Here is an 18,477-nt window from a genome sequence, read left to right as displayed (position 1 = left end):
GATGACGCACAAGATGCGAGAACGATCAGTTCTGAACGTTCGGAACCGGGATCACGTCGGGGGCGATCACGCGGACGGTCTTCTTCTGGCCGTTGCTGGCGGCGACCTCGCGCTTCGCACCCTCGCCCTGGCGGACGACAGTGGTGTTGTCGATCGATTGCGGCCCGATGCCGGCCGATTCCTTGCTGGCGGTCGGCGCGGCGGCGGCGATCTCGGCGGCTTCCTTGGCCTCTTCCTCGGCCTTCTTGTCGGCGGCCTTGCGGGCGGCCTGCGCCTTGGGGCGCGACAGCTCCTCTGCCTGCTCGGCGGTGACGATCAGGTCGCCCTTGCGCTGTGTGAGCATGCCCTCGGCCTTGCGCAGCACCGTGGCCCAGCTCTCGTCGGGCTTCTTGCAGGCGCAGCTCTCGTCGAAGCTCTTGCGGAACTTGAAGGCGTTCGCCAGCGACGTATACGGCTGGTTCGTGGAGAGCGAAGCCGCGCGGTTGAGGCCGTTGTCGCCGCCCGGATAGGCGAAGGCGGTGGTCTCCGTGCCGGGGCAGAGGGCCTGGCACATCTCGTTCGCGCTCTGGCCACCACCCGGCGGGGTGGTGAGCGGGAAGAAGGAGCCGTCGCAGGTCTTCACGCAGATCAGGCGCCCGCCGCCGAGAGAGCGCGGCTCGTCATCGGCAATGATCGGCTGGCCCTCGGGCATGACCTGCTGCTGCTGCGGCTGGCGCGGGGCGCCGAAGAGCGATTCGAAGAAGCCGCGGGGCTCCGTGGAGCAGGTCTGCTGGACTGCAGCCTGGAGTTGCCGACGCCGGGCCTCGATGTCTCCCTGCTCTGCTCCTTGAGCAGCCAGGCGAGCATACCCGGCCTCAAGCTGGCGGATCTGCGTGGCGATGGAGCCGCACTCGGCCGGCGCGGGACCTGCCAGGAAGCCGAGAGGGCCGCGCTCGCAGCCGATGTTGCGGTAATAGGTGACGAGCCGGTTGATCTCCGCCCGCTGGGTGCGCATCTGGCCAGTCGGCGCGCTGCCGCCGCTGCGCTCCAGGGAGGCCAGTTCGGCCTGGAAGCGCTGGCACTGCGCGGACTGGGCGAGTGCCGCCTGTCCGGCGGCCAGGAAGGCCGCCAAGGCGATGAAGGAGCGGAGGAAAGATGTCTTTGTCATAAAGCTGATCGCAGAACCGGTCCGTTGGGCATCATATGCCGGGCTGGCTTGTCATGTGACGCCCGAATTTGACCCTATTGTGATTAACGCCTTGCCCGCTCCAGGGGAAGCTGTCTAGCCTTCCCGCATGAGCGACCCTGAGACGAGATCCAGCATGTACTCCCATACGACCATCGGGGCAAATGACCTCGCCCGGGCCCGGGTGTTCTACGATGCCGTCCTCGCGCCGCTCGGGCACGAGGTGCGGTATGCGGACGACATGCTCGTCGGATGGGGGGCGCCCGGAGGGCCGCCGCAGTTCCTGGCGGCGCGGCCCTTCAACGGAGAGACCCCGAGTGTTGGGAACGGAGCCATGATCGCCCTTCTCGCGCCCAAACGCAGCCTGGTGGACGCCTGCCATGCGGCCGCCATGGGGCAGGGAGGGACGGACGAGGGGCAGCCGGGTCTTCGACCGCATTATCACAAGGATTATTACGGCGCCTATTTTCGCGACCTCGACGGCAACAAGATCTGCATCGTCTGCCATCAGCCCGAATAGCCTCTCGTCAAACCCCTGAACCATCCCCACATGACAGCGTAACCGTGGGAGACGAACTGACGATGCTTGCCCGAATTGCCCTTGCCCTGACCCTCACCCTGGCTGCCGCCACTGGTGCCGTGGCCCAGGAGCCCGACCTGATCTTCAAGAAGTCGACGGTCTGGCGGGCGCTCACCCCGGACGACAAGCTCGCCATCTACGGCATCGACGATCCCGTCGTTGAAGGCGTGGCCTGTCACTACACGACCCCGGAACGCGGCGGCATTGCCGGCACCTTTGGCGTCGCCGAGGAGGTGTCCGACATCTCGCTTGCCTGCCGGCAGGTCGGGCCGGTGAAGTTCAAGCAGAAATTCGGCCAGGGCGACGTCGTGTTCAGCGAGCGCCGTTCGCTCATCTTCAAGAAGATGCAGATCGTGCGCGGCTGTGACGTGAAGCGAAACACCCTGGTCTACATGGTCTATTCGGACCGGCCCATCGAAGGCTCGCCCAAGAACTCCACCTCTACCGTGCCGCTGATGCCCTGGGGCACCGAGGCGCCTCCGAAATGCGGGGAGTGGATGAACTCGTAGAGCGTTCAGCCCGCGCTTTCGCTTACGAGCAGCCTTGCCGCCGTCGCCCACATGATGACGCCGATCGCCACATCGAGGACGCGCCACGTGACCGGTCGGGCGAACAGCGGTTTCAGCAGGCGCGCTCCATAGCCGAGTGAAAAGAAGAACACGAAGGAGGCCAGCGTGGCCCCGGCGGCGAACAATCCCTTGCCCTCGTCGAACTGAGTCGAGATCGAGCCGATCAGGACCACCGTGTCGAGATAGACGTGCGGGTTGAGCCATGTGAGGGCAAGGCTCGTGAGAACCACCCGGCTTAAGGTCGCTGGCGTCGCCTCGGATGGCCTCAAGGCTTCCGACCCGAAGGCGGCCATGAAGCTGCGCACCCCGTAAGCCAGGAGGAACGCAGCGCCTCCGTAGCGCAGAACGGTTTCGGCCCAGGGTACCTGTGCGCTCAGCTGCGCGAAGCCCGAGACGCCGGCCAGGATAAGCACGGCGTCCGAGAGCGCGCAGGTGAGACAAACGGCCAGCACATGCTCGCCCCGTAGGCCGATGCGCAGCACGAAGGCGTTCTGAGCCCCGATGGGCAGGATGAGGCTGAGGCCGAGGAGAAAGCCAGCGAGCAGGGGAGCTGTCATGTCGAGTGCCTTGAGAGGAGTCGACGTCTCCTACGCCCCAGCATAGGATTAGAACAGTTAAAGTCTCTGCTGCGGGTTTAGAGAAACTAATCTGATGCTGGATTACGCCCTTTTGTCCGCGCTCGCCGCCGTGGTGCGCACCGGTAGCTTCGAGCGGGCGGCGGAGCAGCTAAACGTGACGCCTTCCGCCATTTCCCAAAGGATCAAGCTTCTGGAGGAGAGGATCGGGACCGTTCTCGTGGTGCGGGGCCAGCCGTGTCTGGCGACCGAGGCCGGCCAGCGCCTGTGCCAGCATGTGGAGCAGGTTGCCCTGCTCGAGAGTTCCCTGCGCCAGAATCTGCCGGGTCTTCAGCCCGAGAGCCGCCCCGTGACCCTGCGCATCGCCGTCAATGCGGACAGTCTCGCCACCTGGTTCATCCCGGCGATGGCCGAGACCGAGGGCTTCCTGTTCGACCTCGTGGTGGATGACCAGGATCACAGCGCCGAATGGCTGCGACGCGGCGAGGTCGTGGCGGCCGTGACCTCGCACGGCAAGCCGATCCAGGGATGCAATTGCTATTCTCTCGGCGCCCTGCGCTACCTCGCGACCGCCAGCCCAGGATTTGTGGAACGTTGGCTTCCGGACGGACTGGATGAACCATCGGCCTCTCGGGCGCCGTGTCTCGTCTTCAACCGGAAGGATCAGCTTCAGGCGCTCTGGCTCAAAAGGGCGCTTGGCACCGATGTCAGGCCGCCTGTCCACTGGCTGCCGTCATCGCAGGCCTTCGTGGATGCGGCCCTTGCAGGACTGGGGTGGGGGATGAACCTGGAATCGACGGTTCAGGAGCATATTCGCGAAGGACGCCTTGTGGCGCTGGAGCCCTCTGAACCGTTCGAGGTCCCGCTTTACTGGCAGCAGAGCCGGATCGTCGGTCCTCTGCTAGCCGATCTGACCCGAGCCGTTCTGTCGACTGCCCGGGCCATGCTTTCGCCAATGCCGTCTCGCGTATGACCGGCCTTAGTTCGAGCAGGTCACGGAGACCGGCGGATCCTTGGGGCCGAACGAGGCCTTCTGGATGGTGCCGGTGACTTCTTCCGGCGAGATCTGACGGAAGGAAACGGCCTTGGTGTATCCATGAGCCTCGCACCAGGCGGTTGCCACAACTTGGCCACAAGCCTGGTTTCCTATGAGGCATTCCGCAACGCCATAGCCGTCGGCGGCGGGGATCATGAAGGTCGCTTCTGTGGAAGAGGCCTGGGTACCATTGGGAAGCAGCGTCAGGGACGCGGCGGCAAAAAACACGGCAGTACCCATTCCGAGCATGGCAAATGCGCGGCGCATCGAAGACCTCTTTGTTTGAACTCGTGCCATTATGGCGCGAGTGTGCGTGAACAAAGCTCTAACGCGCTCAAGCTGAACCCGTTTCATGCGGCCGTGCAAATTAAACATGATTACCAATTCGGAAATCTTGACGGCTTCTGCCTGAAAAGGCATTGATGGCTTCATGAACACGGCAACGATCCTCATTTCCGGGATTATTTGCGGCTAGCGCACTTCGCTGGCTGGAGCCGTCTCGTTCTCATTCCAAGATCGAAACCACCCTCCGGCCCGCGGCCTGACAGGGGTATGGTTTCATGGCGGCCAAGCTTCGCCTCTACAACACGCTGACCCGGTCGAAGGACGATTTCGTCCCGATCGACCCTGAGAACGTGCGCCTCTACGTCTGCGGACCCACCGTTTACGACTACGCCCACATCGGCAACGCCCGCCCGATCATCGTCTTCGACCTTCTCTTCCGTCTGTTGAGACATGTGTACGGCAAGCAGGCCGTGACGTATGTGCGCAATATCACCGATGTGGACGACAAGATTAACGCCCGCGCGGCCCGGGATTGCCCGGGAATGCCGCACAACGAGGCGATCCGGGTCGTGACGGGGAAGACCGAGGAGCAGTTCCACGCGGACATCCGGGCGCTCGGCGTGCTCATGCCCGAGGATGTGAACGAAGCTGACCAGCCCCCGCGCTTCGTCGAGCCCCGGGCGACCGAGCATATCGACGAGATGCGCATGATCATCGAGCGGCTGATCGCCCGCGGGGCAGCCTATGTGGCCGAGGAGCACGTGCTCTTCTCGGTCTCGGCCATGCAGAACCTGTCCGGCGTGCCGAAATACGGCGCCTTCTCGAAGCGCTCTCTCGACGAACTGCTCTCCGGCGCCCGCGTGGATGTGGCGCCCTACAAGCGCGATGCCATGGACTTCGTGCTCTGGAAGCCCTCGGGCCCGCAGGATCCGGCTTGGGCCTCGCCGGCCGGCATCCAGACACCGGGCCGCCCGGGCTGGCACATCGAGTGCTCGGCCATGGCGTGGCGGCACCTCGTCCAGGCTTTCGAGACAAGGCTCACCTGCGCCGATCCGAACGCCCGCGAGATCTTCGACATCCACGGCGGCGGCATCGATCTTGTCTTCCCGCACCACGAGAACGAGATCGCGCAGTCCTGCTGCGCCTTCGAGACGCCGCGCATGGCCAATGTGTGGATGCACAACGGCTTCCTGCAGGTGGAAGGCGAGAAGATGTCGAAATCCCTCGGCAACTTCTTCACAATCAACGAGCTGTTGCAGGACTGGCCGGGCGAGGTGCTGCGCTTCAACATGCTGCGCACTCATTACCGCCAGCCGATCGACTGGACGGTGAAGGGGCTTGAGGAAAGCGAGAAGACCCTCGACCGCTGGTACGAGCTGGCAGGCAGGGGAGAGACTGCTTTTGTTTCGGACCACATCGTCGATGCGCTCAGCGATGACCTCAACACACCGAAGATGCTGGCGGAGCTTCATGCCCTCGACGGGCAGAGCGCTCATGAAGAACTCGGCGCGAACCTTCGTGCCCTGGGCTTCCTGCTCGAAGGGGCGGAGGCGTGGAAGGCGCGCAAGCAATCGGCGCTGAACGTCGATGCTGCGCAGGTCCAGGCGCTGATTGCCGCCCGCAAGGAAGCGCGTGCGTCGAAGAACTGGCCCGAGTCCGACCGCATCCGCGATGAGCTTGCGGCTTTGAATGTCGTGGTGAAGGACAACAAGGACGGCACCACCACCTGGGAGGTTGCACGTTGATGGGACAGGCATTGCCGAAACCGGGGCTTCGGCCCTTCCTGCCGGCCGATCTGCCGCTGCTCGTCGACATCTATGAGGACAGCATCGCGGAGCTGACCGGCGAGGATTACAGCGAGAGCCAGCAGGAAGCGTGGATCGCCCGCGCCGAGGACGATGCCTTTGCCGAGAAGCTTAACAAAAGCCTCACGCTGGTGGCCACCGTCGAGGGCTCGCCCGTCGGCTTCATTGCGCTCAAGGACAACGAGCTGATCGAGCTGTTCTACGTGCACCCGGCCGTGGCAGGCCAAGGCATCGGCACGATGCTCTTCGATGCGGTCGAGAAGCTCGCCGGTGCACGCGGCGCCCCGCGTCTCGTCGCCGAGGTGAGCGACAACGCGCTGCCGTTCTTTCAGAAGCATGGCTTCCAGCCGCAGCGCCGCAACACGGTGCCGCTCGGCGACGAATGGCTCGGCACCACCACCATGGAAAAGCGTCTGACGCCCCAGGAAGACAGGAAGTTGTCATCATGAGCCGAGACCGCGTCACCCTTTTCGACACCACCCTGCGCGACGGGGCGCAGACCACGGGGGTCGATTTTTCGCTCGAGGACAAGAAGGCGATCGCCACGCTCCTCGACCGGCTCGGCATCGATTACGTGGAAGGCGGCTATCCGGGGGCGAACCCGCTGGATACCGCCTTTTTTGCTGAAAAACGCACGAAAAACGCCAAGTTCACGGCCTTCGGCATGACGAAGCGGGCGGGGCGCTCCGTCTCGAACGATCCCGGCGTGGCGGCTTTGCTCGAAGCCGAGGCCGACGCCATCTGCTTCGTCGCCAAGGCCTGGGATTATCATGTCCGCGTGGCGCTGGAGACCACGCCTGAGGAGAACCTCGCCGGCATTCACGAGAGCGTCGAGGCCGCCCGCGCCAAGGGCCGCGAGGTGCTTGTCGATTGCGAGCATTTCTTCGACGGCTACAAGGCCAATCCCGACTACGCGCTCTCGTGTGTGAAGACCGCGTATGAAGCGGGCGCGCGCTGGGTCGTGCTCTGCGACACCAATGGCGGCACGCTGCCCCATGAGGTGACGGAGATCGTCTCGGCGGTCGTGAAGGTGGTGCCGGGCGCGCATCTCGGCATCCATGCTCATGACGATTGCGGCTGCGCGGTTGCTAATTCCCTCGCGGCTGTCGAGGCCGGAGCGCGCCAGATCCATGGCACGCTCAACGGCCTCGGCGAGCGCTGCGGCAACGCCAATCTCATCACGCTGATCGGCGCGCTGAAACTGAAGGACGGCTATGCCGCCCGCTTCGACCTCGGCGTCACCGATGAGACCTTGGGCCAGCTCACCCATGTGTCGCGACAGGTGGACGAGATCCTCAACCGCCAGCCGAACCGCCACGCGCCGTTCGTGGGTTCGAGCGCCTTCGCCACGAAGGCCGGCATCCATGCCTCCGCGGTGCTCAAGGATCCGCGCACCTATGAGCATGTGGAGCCCGACGTCGTCGGCAATGCGCGCAAGGTTCTGGTGTCGGATCAGGGCGGTCAGTCGAACATCCTGGCGGAACTCAAGCGCTGCGGGTTCGAACTCGAAAAGGGCGATCCGCGCATCGCCCGTGTGCTCGACGAGGTGAAGCGCAAGGAGTCGGAGGGCTTCGCCTTCGAGGGTGCGGATGCGTCCTTCTACGTGCTGGTCAAACGCATGCTGGGCGAGGTGCCGGCTTTCTTCGACGTGGAGCGTTTTTCCGTCAACGTGGAGCGCCGCTTCAATGCGGTCGGCGAAATGGTCACCGCGTCCGAGGCCATCGTGAAGGTGCGCGTCGGCGATGAGGTTCTGATCTCGGCCGCCGAAGGCAACGGCCCGGTGAACGCGCTCGACGTTGCGCTCCGCAAGGACCTCGGCAAGTACCAGCATCTGATCCAGGATCTGGAACTCGTCGACTATAAGGTGCGCATCTACCAGGGCGGGTCGGATGCGGTGACGCGCGTGCTGATCGAGTTTTCCGATGGAACGGGCGAGCGCTGGACCACCATCGGCGTCTCCCCCAACATCATCGACGCCTCTTTCCAGGCCCTGACGGATTCGATGGTCTACAAGCTTTTGAAGGGCGGAGCGGCGCTCTGAGACAACCAAACTCAACCTCATCCTGAGGAGCAGACGTTAGTCTGCGTCTCGAAGGAGGTTTCAGAGAGCACTGGAGCCTCCTTCGAGACGGCGCTACCGCGCCTCCTCAGGATGAGGACCGTGTATGAGTTCGACGTCGCTGAAGCCGAATCGAGTCCGAGGTGATCCCATGAGCGTCTCCCTCCTATTGCCGATCCTTGGAATTCTCCTGGGCGGTGTTTTTCTCTCCGCCCAAGCACCCATCAATGCCGCGCTGGCGAAGTCGCTCGGTGATCCGGTGCTGGCCGCCTGCATTTCTTTCGGAATCGGATTTCTCATCCTTGCCGTCGTCAGCGCGTTCCGGGGTGCGTGGCCGTCGGGCAGTGCCGTTGCGGCAGCGCCATGGTGGTCCTGGCTCGGCGGATTGCTGGGCGCATTCTATGTCGCCATCGTGATCTGGGGCGTGCCGCAGCTCGGCGTCGTCAGCACCGTGGCAGCCCTGATCTTCGGGCAGGTCGTAGCCGCGTTGGTTCTCGATGCCTTAGGGGCGTTTGGCCTACCGGTCCAGGCGATCACATGGCAGCGGCTTCTGGCAGCGGGCATGATCCTGGGCGGGCTCGTGTTGTCCCGCACAGGCTAAGTTATGATTTGTGATAACAATTCGAACATCTGCTTGCCTCGACAGGGCTCGATGTCCTGCTGTAGGGGAGGAAAGATCGTTCGATGCTCAAAATGTGGGTTCTCCCATCACTCTTTTTAATCGGCACCTGCTACCCCGTTCAGGCTGCCGACGCGCCATCGGAACTGCCGCTGTGTCCGAGCACACGGAAGATCGTCGCAACCAAGCCTCTGCTTCGTCAGGCACTCAAGGCTGCTTATCCAGGTATTCTGGAAAGGCCCCGTAAGCTGCATCATAGCAGCACCCCTTGTCGCTACCCTTACCAAGCCTTGTCGTTCAACAAATTCGTGGTCTTTATCACGCTCGGAGGGGTGCCAGGCGAGGCTTGTCACGGCTGCGGCGCGAAGATCAGTGCCGACTTTCTCAACTTCGATAACGGCAGGCTGAAGCCTGTAGGTAGTCATGATACTTTTACGGAAGAGGGCACTTGGGGAAGCCCTGGAAGAGTCAAGCCTCTGCGCTTGGGCCTTGAGGCAGGCATCGTCATCGAGGGGGGAGGCACGTTCCAGGGCTACACTTACAAATATGCGAGCCTTTTCCTGATCCGGAACGGTCGCATGGCTCCTATCGGCCCTAAAGAAGGGATTTCCTTGGGCGGCGACAGTTGTGAGCTGAGCGATAAACCATGCCGCTCAATTGAAGGTCTTTGGCATGTGAACGGCCCTCAGTTCATCGTTCGCTACGTAGGGGCATGGGAAGATGGAACCAGGGTGAACGGAAGCGTGGTCTACGAACTTCGCAACGACTCGCTGGTTCGCATCTCCGGACATAATCTCGCAAACGAGATGGAGGAGAGCGCCCTTTAAAACCGGCGCTCGATGGCTTCTTCGTTGCCCACGATTCCGACCCGCCGGGCGGCGTTCTCCAGCATCGGGATCACCTCCTCGACGCGCTCGGCCACGAGGTAGTTGAGTTCCAGACCAGGACGGATGAAGCCCTGGTCGCGCATGTGTGCGATAAGGGTCAGGAGAGGCTTCCAGAAGCTTTGGGTGCTCAGCATCAGGATCGGCTTGGTGTGTCGGCCGAGCTGCGACCAGGTCATCTGCTCGACGAGTTCCTCCAAGGTGCCGATGCCGCCGGGCATGGCCACGAAGGCGTCGGCCTTCTCGAACATCAGCCGCTTGCGGGTATGCATGTCCGGCACCACGATGGTTTCCTGCACGTCATCGAGGAGCTTCTCTCGGGACTTCAGGAATTCCGGGATGATGCCTGTGACATAACCGCCATGATCGAGGACGGACTGGGCCACGGTGCCCATCAGGCCCACATTGCCGCCGCCATAGACGAGATTGATCCCCTGTTCGGCCATGAAGCGGCCCAATGCCGCCGCATTCTCAGCGAAAACGGGGTCGTCTCCGAAGCCGGAGCCGCAATAGACGCAGATGGATTTGATCGATTTGACAGATGACATGGGCATTTCGGGGAGGCGGGGAGCCTCCCTGGCTGAGTCGTAGTGCATTATTTGTCCTTTATGGCCGTAGCCTTTTGAAAGATAAACGGATTAAATGGCGGAAAGTGCCGCGTTTGAGAAAAAGCATCATGGCGCAACCGAAAGAGTTAAAGGGCACGATCGCGCTTCTCGGCGCCGCTGCCGCGGCCGTCGTCGCGGTGCTCCTCGGCGTGCTGTACTGGTCCTGGTCCGGAAAGCCTGAAACCTCCCAGAACGCAGCGCCTGCCCAGACGGCGCAGCCGTCCGCCCCTCCGGCCCAGCCCACACCCGGCCAGCAGCAGGCCGCCGCCAAGCCGCCGTCTTCCAGCGAGGCGCCTCCGGCACAGGTCAAGGAAGCCCCGGTCGTCCCGTCCTTCGACCTCGTGCGTGTCGAGCCGGACGGGGAGAGCGTCATTGCCGGCCGCGCCGCGCCCGGGGCCACCATCGAGCTTCTCCGGGGTGACCAGGTCCATGCCCGCGCCGCGGCCGATGCGTCCGGTCTCTTCGCCATCGTGCCGCCGCCGCTGCCGCCCGGATCCCATCAGGTGGTCCTGCAATCCATTGCGCCGGATGGAACGCGCCAGCGTTCCGCCCAGGCCGTCACGGTCGTCATCACGGACGGCAAGACCCGCCCGCTGGTGACCCTGACCTCTCCAGACTCGCCCACGGTGGTTCTGTCCAACCCCGAGCCGCCTGCGGCCAAGGTGGCCGAGGCGTCGAATCCCGAAACCAAGCCCGCCGAGCCTAGCGCTCCTTCTGCGCAGCAGCAGGCTGGCGCCGCTCCGACCATTTCCCCGCCGGCACCAACCGCGCCAGCGCCGGCGGCTCCCACTGCCCGGCCTGAGATCAAGATCGTGACGGTCGAGGCGGAGGAGGGGAAGCTCTATGTGTCCGGCCAGTCCTCGCCTGGAGCCACCATTCGTCTCTATCTCAACGAGAGCTTCATCGCCCCCGGTGGAGCCGGAGGCGACGGCAAGGTCTCCTTCTCCATCGCCAGCGGGGTGAAGCCCGGCGACTACCGGATCCGTCTCGACGACGTGGATCCTGTCTCCGGTCAGGTGAGGTCCAGGGCCGAGGTCGGCTTCAACGTGCCGGCCCAGGTCGCCTCGGCTCAGGCTCCTGCGACGGCTCAGGCCAGCGCATCCGGCTCCCCGGTGCCCGCTCAGCCGCAGACCTCGCGTGAGGTGGCTTCAGCCCTGCCGCAGACGCAGGTGGCCGATGCCGGCACGGTGGTGATCCCCAACATCAACACCGCCATCGTGTCCCGCGGCGACAATCTCTGGCGCATCAGCCAGCGGGTCTACGGCAAGGGCCTTCGCTACACGGTGATCTTCGGCGCGAACCAGGAGCAGATCCGCAACCCGGACCTGATCTATCCAGGCCAGGTCTTCGTGCTGCCGGGCGAGCAGGAGCCCAAGAGCAACTGAGTCCCTCAGAAGCAATGATCAAAAGTTCACCTCCTTTGTCATCACCGGCCTTGTGCCGGTGATCTCGATTGAGAGGGCGTAGCGATTCTCCGTATCGGGATGGCCCGGCCATGACGCGCAGAGTGCGACGAGCCGCGAGAGACGCTGCACCGAGGCGTAGAAGTGGAACAATTACAAACTCGGGGTGAATTCACCCTGCCGATCGCCTATATCGGGTCCAGATTTCGATTGGATCCTCAAGAATGCCTCCCTCCACCGCAGTCCCGACGACAGGCGCAGCCCGGTCCAAGCCGAGCGGCTTGACCGCCACCTGGCAGAAGCTCTGGCCCTATATCTGGCCCCACGGCCGGCCGGACCTCCAGCGGCGGGTCTTCCTGGCCTTTGGCCTGCTGCTCGTCGCCAAGGGCGTCACGATGGTCACGCCGTTTGCCTTCAAATGGGCGACGGACGCGCTTGTGGCTGTAACCAGCAGCGGCAACCAGGCAACCGAGGTGGCCGCCACGACCGGGTCATGGATCTGGAAGGCACCGATCCTGTTGACGGCGATCTATGGCCTCACCCGCATCCTCATGGCGCTGCTGACGCAGGTTCGCGACGGCATCTTCGCCAAGGTGGCCATGCATGCGGTGAGACAGCTCGCCTTGCAGACCTTCGAGCACATGCACCGCCTGTCCCTGCGCTTCCACCTGGAGCGCAAGACCGGCGGACTGACCCGCGTGCTCGAGCGCGGCCGCGAAGGCATCGAGGAGTTGTCGCGCCTCGTGGTGCTGACGCTTCTGCCCACAATTCTCGAGTTCGTCCTCGTGCTGGGCCTGCTCGCCTGGGAGTTCAACTGGGTCTATTCGGCCGTCGTCTTCGTCATGGTGGTGATCTACCTCGCCTATACCTACAAGGCGACCCAGTGGAGGATCTCGATCCGCCGGCAGATGAACGACTCGGATACGGACGCCAACACCAAGGCGGTGGACTCGCTCCTGAACTACGAGACGGTGAAGTATTTCGGCGCCGAGCAACGGGAGACCGCCCGCTACGACCGCTCCATGGCCGGCTACGAGAAGGCCTCGACCCAGACCTATACGTCGCTCGCCGTGCTCAATGCCGGTCAGGCGGTGATCTTCTCCATCGGCATGGCTATCGTGATGGTGCTGGCCGCGCGGGACATCATGACGGGCAATGCCTCCATCGGCAGCTTCGTGCTCGTCAACGCGATGCTCGTACAGCTCTATATCCCGCTGAATTTCATGGGCATGCTCTACCGCGAGATCAAGCAGGCGCTGATCGACATCGACGACATGTTCCAGATCATCGACCGCAACCCCGAGATCCAGGACAAGCCCGGCGCCCAGCCGCTTCAGGTGAACCAGGCGGTGGTGCGCTTCGAGGACGTGCATTTCGCCTATAACCCGGAGCGGCCGATCCTCAAGGGCGTGAGCTTCGAGGTGCCGGCCGGGCACACGGTGGCGATCGTCGGCCCCTCAGGCGCTGGCAAGTCCACGATCTCACGCCTGCTGTTCCGCTTCTACGAGCCTGCCAGCGGCCGGATCCTCATCGACGGCCAGGACATCGCCGAGGTGCAGCAGGCATCCCTGCGCAAGGTCATCGGCATGGTCCCGCAGGACACGGTGCTGTTCAACGACACCATCGGCTACAACGTCCAGTATGGCCGCTGGGATGCGACGCCCGAGGAGGTGAGGGAGGCGGCCCGCCTCGCCCAGATCGACCGGTTCATCGGCCTCCTGCCGGAGGGCTACGACACCCCTGTCGGCGAGCGCGGCCTGAAGCTCTCTGGCGGCGAGAAGCAGCGGGTGGCGATCGCCCGGACCATTCTCAAGGCTCCGCCGATCCTGGTGCTCGACGAGGCGACCTCGGCCCTGGACACCTTCACCGAGAAGGAGATCCAGGATGCCCTCGACCGGGTCAGCCGTGGCCGCACCACCCTGGTAATCGCCCATCGGTTGTCCACAGTCATCGGCGCCGACGAGATCATCGTCCTCGATCACGGACGGATCGTCGAGCGCGGCGACCACGCGACCCTTCTGGCCCACGGCGGGGTCTATGCCGCCATGTGGAATCGCCAGCGCGAGGCCGATCAGGCACGGGAAGCCCTCAAGCGGGCTGAAGCAGAGGAGCGCAGCCCCGAGAGCGTGGAAGGTTGACGGGAAGCTTTATGCCTGCCATCCCCACGCAAACTTGTTAAGGCTTGAGAAAATATGACCGACGTCCTGGAATCGATGCGCCGCATCTTCGTGCCGATCCACAAGGAGGGCTATCCCTTCATCCTGATCGCGCTGTTCGCGACGCTCGTGCTGGCCTGGCTCTGGTCGCCGCTGGGCTGGATCGGCGCCATCCTGACCGTTTGGGTCTGCTACTTCTTCCGCGATCCGCCGCGGGTGACGCCCGTGCGCGAGGGTCTCGTGGTGTCTCCGGCGGACGGCCGGGTGAACCTCATCACCACCGCCGTGCCCCCGGCCGAGCTCGACCTGCCGCCCGAGCCCATGACCCGGATCTCGGTGTTCATGAACGTGTTCGACTGCCACGTGAATCGCGCGCCGGTCACCGGACGCATCACCCAGATCCTCTACACGCCAGGCCTGTTCCTCAATGCCGAGCTCGACAAGGCGAGCGAGGACAACGAGCGCAACGCCCTCGTCATCGAGACGGCGCACGCCAAGATCGGCGTGGTCCAGATCGCCGGCCTCGTGGCGCGCCGCATCGTGTCCTTCGTGAAGGTGGGCAACCACCTGAGCACCGGCGAGCGTTTCGGCCTGATCCGCTTCGGCTCCCGCCTTGACATCTTCGTGCCGCTCAACGCCCAGGTTCTCGTCGGCCTCGGCCAGACGGCGGTCGCGGGCGAGACGGTGCTGGCGGATCTGACGGCCAACGAGCCAGCGCGCGAGTACCGGGTCGGGTAAGGCCGGTTTCGGGAAAATGAGGCTTTGGAAGGATCGGAGCCGTTCCCATGACAGGGGAAACACCTCCGATCTTGGTTGCCGGTTAAGCTGGCCCCCCCTAGATGTCATGGCATGAGCGATCTTTTTCCCCCCTTCGCCCCCGATCCGAACGAGCCGCGCAAACGGCTTTTCAAGCCGGTTCCGGTGCGGGTCATCATTCCAAACATCATCACCCTGATCGCCCTGTGCCTCGGGCTTACGGCGATCAGGCTGGCCTTCGAGGGGCGCTATGAGCCGGCCGTTGTCGCCATTGTGGTGGCGGCATTGCTGGACGGGATCGACGGCCGGGTGGCGCGCATGCTCAAGGGCACGTCCCGGTTCGGCGCGGAACTCGACTCGCTCGCGGATTTCGTGAACTTCGGCGTGACGCCGGCCCTCATCCTTTACAGCTTCCTGCTGAACGAACTGAAAGCGGTCGGGTGGATCGCCGTGCTGGTCTTTGCCATCGCCATGGTCCTGCGTCTGGCCCGGTTCAACGTGATGCTGGACGATCCCCACCGGCCCGAGTGGAAGAAGAACTTCTTCACCGGCATGCCGGCGCCCGCAGGCGCCCTGACCTCGATGCTGCCCCTCTATCTCTCGTTCCTGGGCGTCCCGATGGGCGCTGCCGCCGCTCCGATTGCGCTCGTCTACCTGCTCGGTCTGGCCTTCCTGATGGTTTCCACCATCCCGGTCTATTCGGGCAAGACTATCGGATTGAGGGTGCCGCGCCATTGGGTTCTGCCGATCTTCGTCCTGTCGGCGGCTGTTTTCGGGCTCCTGGCGAACTTCCCCTGGGAGATGCTCACCGTCATCACGGTGCTGTTCCTTGCGTCGATTCCCTTGAGCGTCATGCGCTATCGCCAGCTCGATCGCGCCTATGCCGTGCAGGTGCAGGCACCGGGATCCGAACCGGAACCGCCGGCCGCTTGATTCAAGTTCTGCCGGTGCCATGTTGTCACCGGATCTAGCCTGAGCCTTATTGTGTTTCCGGAGCGTGGAGAAAAAAGTGGCGTCGTCTTCCGAGGTGTCGAATTCCAGCACGCGTCCGAAGCTCGTTCTCGCGTCCGCCTCGCCCCGCAGGCTTGCTCTTCTGCAGCAGGCAGGGATCGAGCCCGATGCACTTCTGCCGGCCGACGTGGACGAGACGCCGCTGAAAAATGAGAGCGCCAAGGACCTGGCCAAGCGCTTGGCCCGCTCGAAGGCCGAGGTGGCCCGGAGGGTGGCCCGCACCCGCGAGGATCTGGCGAATTCCTATATCCTCTCCGCCGATACGGTCGTGGTGGTCGGCAAGCGGGTTCTGCCCAAGGCCGAGGTGGCCGATGAGGCCGCAGGCTGCCTGCGCCTGCTCTCGGGCCGCCAGCATCGGGTCTACACCTCCGTCTGCCTGATCACCCCCAAGGACACGATCCGCGAGCGCTTCGTGGAGACGCGGGTGCGCTTCAAGCGTCTCTCGCGGGACGAATTCGAGCGCTATCTCGCCTCGGGCGAGTGGCGTGGCAAGGCCGGCGGCTATGCCATCCAGGGGTTTGCCGGCACCTTCGTGGTCAAGCTCGTCGGCTCCTACTCGAACGTGGTCGGCCTGCCTCTTTACGAGTCCGTCTCCCTGCTCGACGGGGAAGGCTATCCCGTGCGCTTCTCCTGGCTTGACGCGGCCTGAGACTGCTCCTCATGGCTTGACCCGGTCTTGCATCGGGTGGAGGCAGCAACCACGTTGCAATCCGTGAAGGAAAGGAGGCGAGGGATGAACGCCGCCAACGAGAACAAGCCCCTGGGCGCCACAGGCAAATGCCCGATCTGCGGCAAGCCGACCGAGGCGCAGTATCGCCCGTTCTGTTCCCGTCGCTGCGCCGACGTGGACCTGAACCGCTGGCTCACCGGCAGTTACGCCATTCCGGTCGTGGAGAGCGAACCCGACGACCCGGACGAGGACCGCCGGGAGACGTGATCGGTCTCAATCGCATTTTTCTCCGCCAACCCGCTGGACAGCGGGTCCCAGTCTGACTATACACCCCTCCACGACGCGCCCGGCCTTGCCGCGCATCAGATGCCCAGGTAGCTCAGTTGGTAGAGCATGCGACTGAAAATCGCAGTGTCGGCGGTTCGACTCCGTCCCTGGGCACCACTTTTCTCTCCTAAATCTTGAAGGTTTGAGGGCTCCGCTTCAGCCCAGCCCGTCATCTCGTCTGATGCGGGTCGGCTTTTTCTTGTGAGGCGCTCGATTGCCGCGCGGCTGAAGCGAAAAGATTGGTTTTCCTTTACCTCAAAAGAGGTACATCAATCCTGCGCCGTGCCTAAAAATGGGCAGATTCCTAACCCATATGGGCGTGCAGAAGCGGGGGCAGCCGATGACGGATCTGACATCGTTGAAGGACGTCATCAGCCAGACTTGGCGCGACGAGGAGATGGCTTCATCCGCCTGTTACGGCATCGACGCCTATGCGAGACGCTGGCCCTTCGTTTACATGATCAATAACTGGGACGTGTGGGACGAGCAGCAGAAGGGCCTGAAGCCCGAGGTTGTCGCGTGGCTGGAGCATCAAGGGCGCGCGTGGGACTTCTACCGCCTGCTCGATGCCTGGGGCCTCGTCGGGTTCAAGGACGCGAAAGCGGCCAGCCATTTCAAGCTGCGCTGGTCCGGTGTGCTGAAGGCCACGACCTCATCAGGCGAAGGTTGGAATCCGCACCCGCACAACAGCTCCTTTGCCCCGGCTCCTTACGACGAGCCAGTCATGCGGTCTCGAAGCGCTCAACGCGCTTTGCGCTGACGCCATCGTGGGATCGGCCCTGTCGCTGATCCTGTGTTCTCTCCGAACTTCAATCCGGCTTACTTCCTCGCGCAGATTGCCCGGGCAATCATGCCTTTCGGGCTCTCCGTGGTAGAGAAGCAATACACGCCTGCCTCGTCCATATCGAAGCGGTCGCCGCGGTTGCAGGTGCCGTTGATCGGATACTCATCCTCGCCGCAGCGTGCCGTGCAGCGGGCCTGAGAGGCGCATTCCTGCACGAAGACCCGCAAGACCGTTCCCGCCAAGCCGGGTTTGCCCTCCGGGCCCGACTTTCCTTCGGGACCGGTCGGGCCAACAGGACCCGTCAGACCGGCAGGGCCTATCGGGCCCATGGGACCGGGAGGCCCGATAGGCCCGATCTCGCCGGCGACCCCCTGCTGTCCTGGAGATCCTGCAGGGCCCGCCATGCCTATCGCCCCAACAGGTCCGGAAGGTCCTGCCGGACCCGAGGGACCGGCCGGGCCTGGCTCTCCTCGCGGGCCAGGGACGCCCTGCGGCCCCTGAGGGCCCTGATGTCCCGCCAGACCTTGCGGGCCTTGGGGACCGGGAGGCCCCAGGGGGCCTTCAGGCCCGATCGGACCCGCAGGGCCAGGCTGCCCCTCCGCGAGGGTGCGTGTCTCCGGGGTGCCAGGAGGTCCAGGCGGGCCGGCGGGACCAGCAGGTCCCGGAGGACCATCGCGCCCGGGCTCGCCCTGGGGGCCGGGGAGGCCGGCGACGCCCTGCGGGCCCTGTGGGCCCACGGGCCCCTCAGGTCCGGCGGGACCCTGCGGACCCGGAGCCCCGTCGCGTCCGGGCTCGCCCTGAGGTCCCATTGGTCCAGGTTGGGCGGGAGCAGCGGCTGCGGCATTGGCCGTGCTGCCAGGGCCTCTTTGACCGCAGAAGCCAACGACGACCTGACGCTGCTCGTCCTCGGCCTGGATGTTCACGATGCAGGTGGCGGGATGATAGGCGAGACGGAAAGTGAAGCGTCCGTTGGCGTCGGTTCTCGTCTGATGCTGCTCGTCGAGGGTGACCGGTGTCTGGCGCGGCTTGCTTAGGCGGCCAACGACACGCAACTCCCCACCGGTGATCATCGCCTGGTCGATCAGGATATCGGCCATGGCGGGAGACAGGCTTGCGATGAAAATGGACCCGACCAACAGGCGCTTGAGCATCGTGCCTTCCCCGCTCAGAAGCTCAAAGCGTCTC

Annotated in this window: 20 protein-coding genes and 1 tRNA gene; 16 read left to right on the top strand and 5 right to left on the bottom strand. The window is 64.1% G+C overall.

What is annotated here, in order from left to right:
- Window positions 1-25 precede the first annotated feature (25 nt).
- Window positions 26-1,147, bottom strand: a complete 1,122-nt coding sequence (locus JKL45_RS07295) for a DUF2865 domain-containing protein (protein ID WP_201860451.1) — start codon at window positions 1,145-1,147, stop codon at window positions 26-28.
- Between the two features lie 154 nt (window positions 1,148-1,301).
- Here JKL45_RS07295 and JKL45_RS07290 point away from each other — a divergent pair, with 154 nt between their 5' ends.
- Together JKL45_RS07290 and JKL45_RS07285 are read left to right on the top strand one after the other, a co-directional pair.
- Window positions 1,302-1,685 (top strand): VOC family protein, encoded by a 384-nt coding sequence (locus JKL45_RS07290; RefSeq protein WP_201860450.1) that lies wholly within the window; start codon window positions 1,302-1,304, stop codon window positions 1,683-1,685.
- A 62-nt stretch (window positions 1,686-1,747) separates the two neighbouring features.
- Complete coding sequence (locus JKL45_RS07285; protein WP_201860449.1) at window positions 1,748-2,254, top strand: CreA family protein; 507 nt, start codon at window positions 1,748-1,750, stop codon at window positions 2,252-2,254.
- Window positions 2,255-2,259: 5 nt separating this feature from the next.
- Here the strand turns inward: JKL45_RS07285 and JKL45_RS07280 are convergent, their stop codons facing one another.
- Window positions 2,260-2,871: a LysE/ArgO family amino acid transporter gene (locus JKL45_RS07280; RefSeq protein ID WP_201860448.1), complete on the bottom strand. Its 612-nt coding sequence runs from the start codon at window positions 2,869-2,871 to the stop codon at window positions 2,260-2,262.
- Window positions 2,872-2,965: 94 nt separating this feature from the next.
- Between JKL45_RS07280 and JKL45_RS07275 the strand changes: the two genes are divergently transcribed.
- On the top strand, window positions 2,966-3,862 hold the full coding sequence (locus JKL45_RS07275) for a LysR family transcriptional regulator ArgP (RefSeq protein WP_201860447.1): 897 nt from the start codon (window positions 2,966-2,968) through the stop codon (window positions 3,860-3,862).
- A gap of 6 nt (window positions 3,863-3,868) precedes the next feature.
- On the opposite strand, the gene JKL45_RS07270 is transcribed toward JKL45_RS07275, so the two are convergent.
- Entirely contained in the window at window positions 3,869-4,363 is a 495-nt protein-coding gene (locus JKL45_RS07270) for a hypothetical protein (protein ID WP_201860446.1), read from the bottom strand.
- Between the two features lie 122 nt (window positions 4,364-4,485).
- Here JKL45_RS07270 and cysS point away from each other — a divergent pair, with 122 nt between their 5' ends.
- The 5 genes from cysS to JKL45_RS07245 all read left to right on the top strand — a co-directional run bounded on the left by cysS (window position 4,486) and on the right by JKL45_RS07245 (window position 9,520).
- Window positions 4,486-5,955 (top strand): cysteine--tRNA ligase, encoded by a 1,470-nt coding sequence (cysS, locus tag JKL45_RS07265; RefSeq protein WP_201860445.1) that lies wholly within the window; start codon window positions 4,486-4,488, stop codon window positions 5,953-5,955.
- On the top strand, window positions 5,955-6,464 hold the full coding sequence (locus JKL45_RS07260) for a GNAT family N-acetyltransferase (RefSeq protein ID WP_201860444.1): 510 nt from the start codon (window positions 5,955-5,957) through the stop codon (window positions 6,462-6,464). Before cysS ends, JKL45_RS07260 begins: the two co-directional genes overlap by 1 nt.
- Entirely contained in the window at window positions 6,461-8,056 is a 1,596-nt protein-coding gene (cimA, locus tag JKL45_RS07255) for a citramalate synthase (protein ID WP_201860443.1), read from the top strand. Before JKL45_RS07260 ends, cimA begins: the two co-directional genes overlap by 4 nt.
- 169 nt (window positions 8,057-8,225) lie before the next feature.
- Entirely contained in the window at window positions 8,226-8,675 is a 450-nt protein-coding gene (locus tag JKL45_RS07250; protein ID WP_201860442.1) for a DMT family transporter, read from the top strand.
- Window positions 8,676-8,758: 83 nt separating this feature from the next.
- Entirely contained in the window at window positions 8,759-9,520 is a 762-nt protein-coding gene (locus JKL45_RS07245; protein WP_201860441.1) for a hypothetical protein, read from the top strand.
- Here the strand turns inward: JKL45_RS07245 and JKL45_RS07240 are convergent.
- The gene (locus JKL45_RS07240; RefSeq protein WP_246498355.1) at window positions 9,517-10,125 is read right to left on the bottom strand and encodes an LOG family protein; all 609 of its coding nucleotides are present in this window, start codon (window positions 10,123-10,125) and stop codon (window positions 9,517-9,519) included. The two genes, JKL45_RS07245 and JKL45_RS07240, sit on opposite strands and share 4 nt — an antisense overlap.
- 128 nt (window positions 10,126-10,253) lie before the next feature.
- Between JKL45_RS07240 and JKL45_RS07235 the strand changes: the two genes are divergently transcribed.
- The 8 genes from JKL45_RS07235 (at window position 10,254) to JKL45_RS07200 (ending at window position 17,268) form a co-directional block, all read left to right on the top strand.
- Entirely contained in the window at window positions 10,254-11,570 is a 1,317-nt protein-coding gene (locus tag JKL45_RS07235) for a LysM peptidoglycan-binding domain-containing protein (protein ID WP_201860439.1), read from the top strand.
- A 242-nt stretch (window positions 11,571-11,812) separates the two neighbouring features.
- The gene (locus tag JKL45_RS07230; protein ID WP_201860438.1) at window positions 11,813-13,726 is read left to right on the top strand and encodes an ABCB family ABC transporter ATP-binding protein/permease; all 1,914 of its coding nucleotides are present in this window, start codon (window positions 11,813-11,815) and stop codon (window positions 13,724-13,726) included.
- A 54-nt stretch (window positions 13,727-13,780) separates the two neighbouring features.
- The gene (locus JKL45_RS07225) at window positions 13,781-14,482 is read left to right on the top strand and encodes a phosphatidylserine decarboxylase (RefSeq protein WP_201860437.1); all 702 of its coding nucleotides are present in this window, start codon (window positions 13,781-13,783) and stop codon (window positions 14,480-14,482) included.
- A 111-nt stretch (window positions 14,483-14,593) separates the two neighbouring features.
- Entirely contained in the window at window positions 14,594-15,433 is an 840-nt protein-coding gene (locus tag JKL45_RS07220) for a CDP-alcohol phosphatidyltransferase family protein (protein ID WP_201860436.1), read from the top strand.
- A gap of 76 nt (window positions 15,434-15,509) precedes the next feature.
- Entirely contained in the window at window positions 15,510-16,160 is a 651-nt protein-coding gene (locus JKL45_RS07215; protein WP_201860435.1) for a Maf-like protein, read from the top strand.
- A gap of 84 nt (window positions 16,161-16,244) precedes the next feature.
- Complete coding sequence (gene yacG, locus JKL45_RS07210; RefSeq protein WP_201860434.1) at window positions 16,245-16,448, top strand: DNA gyrase inhibitor YacG; 204 nt, start codon at window positions 16,245-16,247, stop codon at window positions 16,446-16,448.
- 101 nt (window positions 16,449-16,549) lie between these two features.
- Window positions 16,550-16,625: transfer RNA gene (locus JKL45_RS07205), tRNA-Phe, on the top strand.
- A 223-nt stretch (window positions 16,626-16,848) separates the two neighbouring features.
- Window positions 16,849-17,268 (top strand): hypothetical protein, encoded by a 420-nt coding sequence (locus JKL45_RS07200; protein ID WP_201860433.1) that lies wholly within the window; start codon window positions 16,849-16,851, stop codon window positions 17,266-17,268.
- A 59-nt stretch (window positions 17,269-17,327) separates the two neighbouring features.
- On the opposite strand, the gene JKL45_RS07195 is transcribed toward JKL45_RS07200, so the two are convergent.
- Window positions 17,328-18,443 carry a collagen-like domain-containing protein gene (locus JKL45_RS07195; RefSeq protein WP_201860432.1) on the bottom strand — a complete coding sequence of 372 codons (1,116 nt, stop codon included), beginning with the start codon at window positions 18,441-18,443 and terminating at the stop codon, window positions 17,328-17,330.
- Between the last annotated feature and the right edge of the window lie 34 nt (window positions 18,444-18,477).

It is taken from the genome of Microvirga soli, assembly GCF_016734765.1.
GTDB lineage: Bacteria > Pseudomonadota > Alphaproteobacteria > Rhizobiales > Beijerinckiaceae > Microvirga > Microvirga soli.
This window is presented reverse-complemented; position numbering and strand designations above follow the sequence as displayed.

Bases quoted from the DNA above. Each gene is read 5' to 3' on its own strand.
- JKL45_RS07295 (WP_201860451.1), bottom strand. From the start codon at position 1,147: ATGACAAAGACATCTTTCCTCCGCTCCTTCATCGCCTTGGCGGCCTTC.
- JKL45_RS07290 (WP_201860450.1), top strand. From the start codon at position 1,302: ATGTACTCCCATACGACCATCGGGGCAAATGACCTCGCCCGGGCCCGG.
- JKL45_RS07285 (WP_201860449.1), top strand. From the start codon at position 1,748: ATGCTTGCCCGAATTGCCCTTGCCCTGACCCTCACCCTGGCTGCCGCC.
- JKL45_RS07280 (WP_201860448.1), bottom strand. From the start codon at position 2,871: ATGACAGCTCCCCTGCTCGCTGGCTTTCTCCTCGGCCTCAGCCTCATC.
- JKL45_RS07275 (WP_201860447.1), top strand. From the start codon at position 2,966: ATGCTGGATTACGCCCTTTTGTCCGCGCTCGCCGCCGTGGTGCGCACC.
- cysS (WP_201860445.1), top strand. From the start codon at position 4,486: ATGGCGGCCAAGCTTCGCCTCTACAACACGCTGACCCGGTCGAAGGAC.
- JKL45_RS07260 (WP_201860444.1), top strand. From the start codon at position 5,955: ATGGGACAGGCATTGCCGAAACCGGGGCTTCGGCCCTTCCTGCCGGCC.
- cimA (WP_201860443.1), top strand. From the start codon at position 6,461: ATGAGCCGAGACCGCGTCACCCTTTTCGACACCACCCTGCGCGACGGG.
- JKL45_RS07250 (WP_201860442.1), top strand. From the start codon at position 8,226: ATGAGCGTCTCCCTCCTATTGCCGATCCTTGGAATTCTCCTGGGCGGT.
- JKL45_RS07245 (WP_201860441.1), top strand. From the start codon at position 8,759: ATGCTCAAAATGTGGGTTCTCCCATCACTCTTTTTAATCGGCACCTGC.
- JKL45_RS07240 (WP_246498355.1), bottom strand. From the start codon at position 10,125: ATGTCATCTGTCAAATCGATCAAATCCATCTGCGTCTATTGCGGCTCC.
- JKL45_RS07235 (WP_201860439.1), top strand. From the start codon at position 10,254: ATGGCGCAACCGAAAGAGTTAAAGGGCACGATCGCGCTTCTCGGCGCC.
- JKL45_RS07230 (WP_201860438.1), top strand. From the start codon at position 11,813: ATGCCTCCCTCCACCGCAGTCCCGACGACAGGCGCAGCCCGGTCCAAG.
- JKL45_RS07225 (WP_201860437.1), top strand. From the start codon at position 13,781: ATGACCGACGTCCTGGAATCGATGCGCCGCATCTTCGTGCCGATCCAC.
- JKL45_RS07220 (WP_201860436.1), top strand. From the start codon at position 14,594: ATGAGCGATCTTTTTCCCCCCTTCGCCCCCGATCCGAACGAGCCGCGC.
- yacG (WP_201860434.1), top strand. From the start codon at position 16,245: ATGAACGCCGCCAACGAGAACAAGCCCCTGGGCGCCACAGGCAAATGC.
- JKL45_RS07200 (WP_201860433.1), top strand. From the start codon at position 16,849: ATGACGGATCTGACATCGTTGAAGGACGTCATCAGCCAGACTTGGCGC.
- JKL45_RS07195 (WP_201860432.1), bottom strand. From the start codon at position 18,443: ATGCTCAAGCGCCTGTTGGTCGGGTCCATTTTCATCGCAAGCCTGTCT.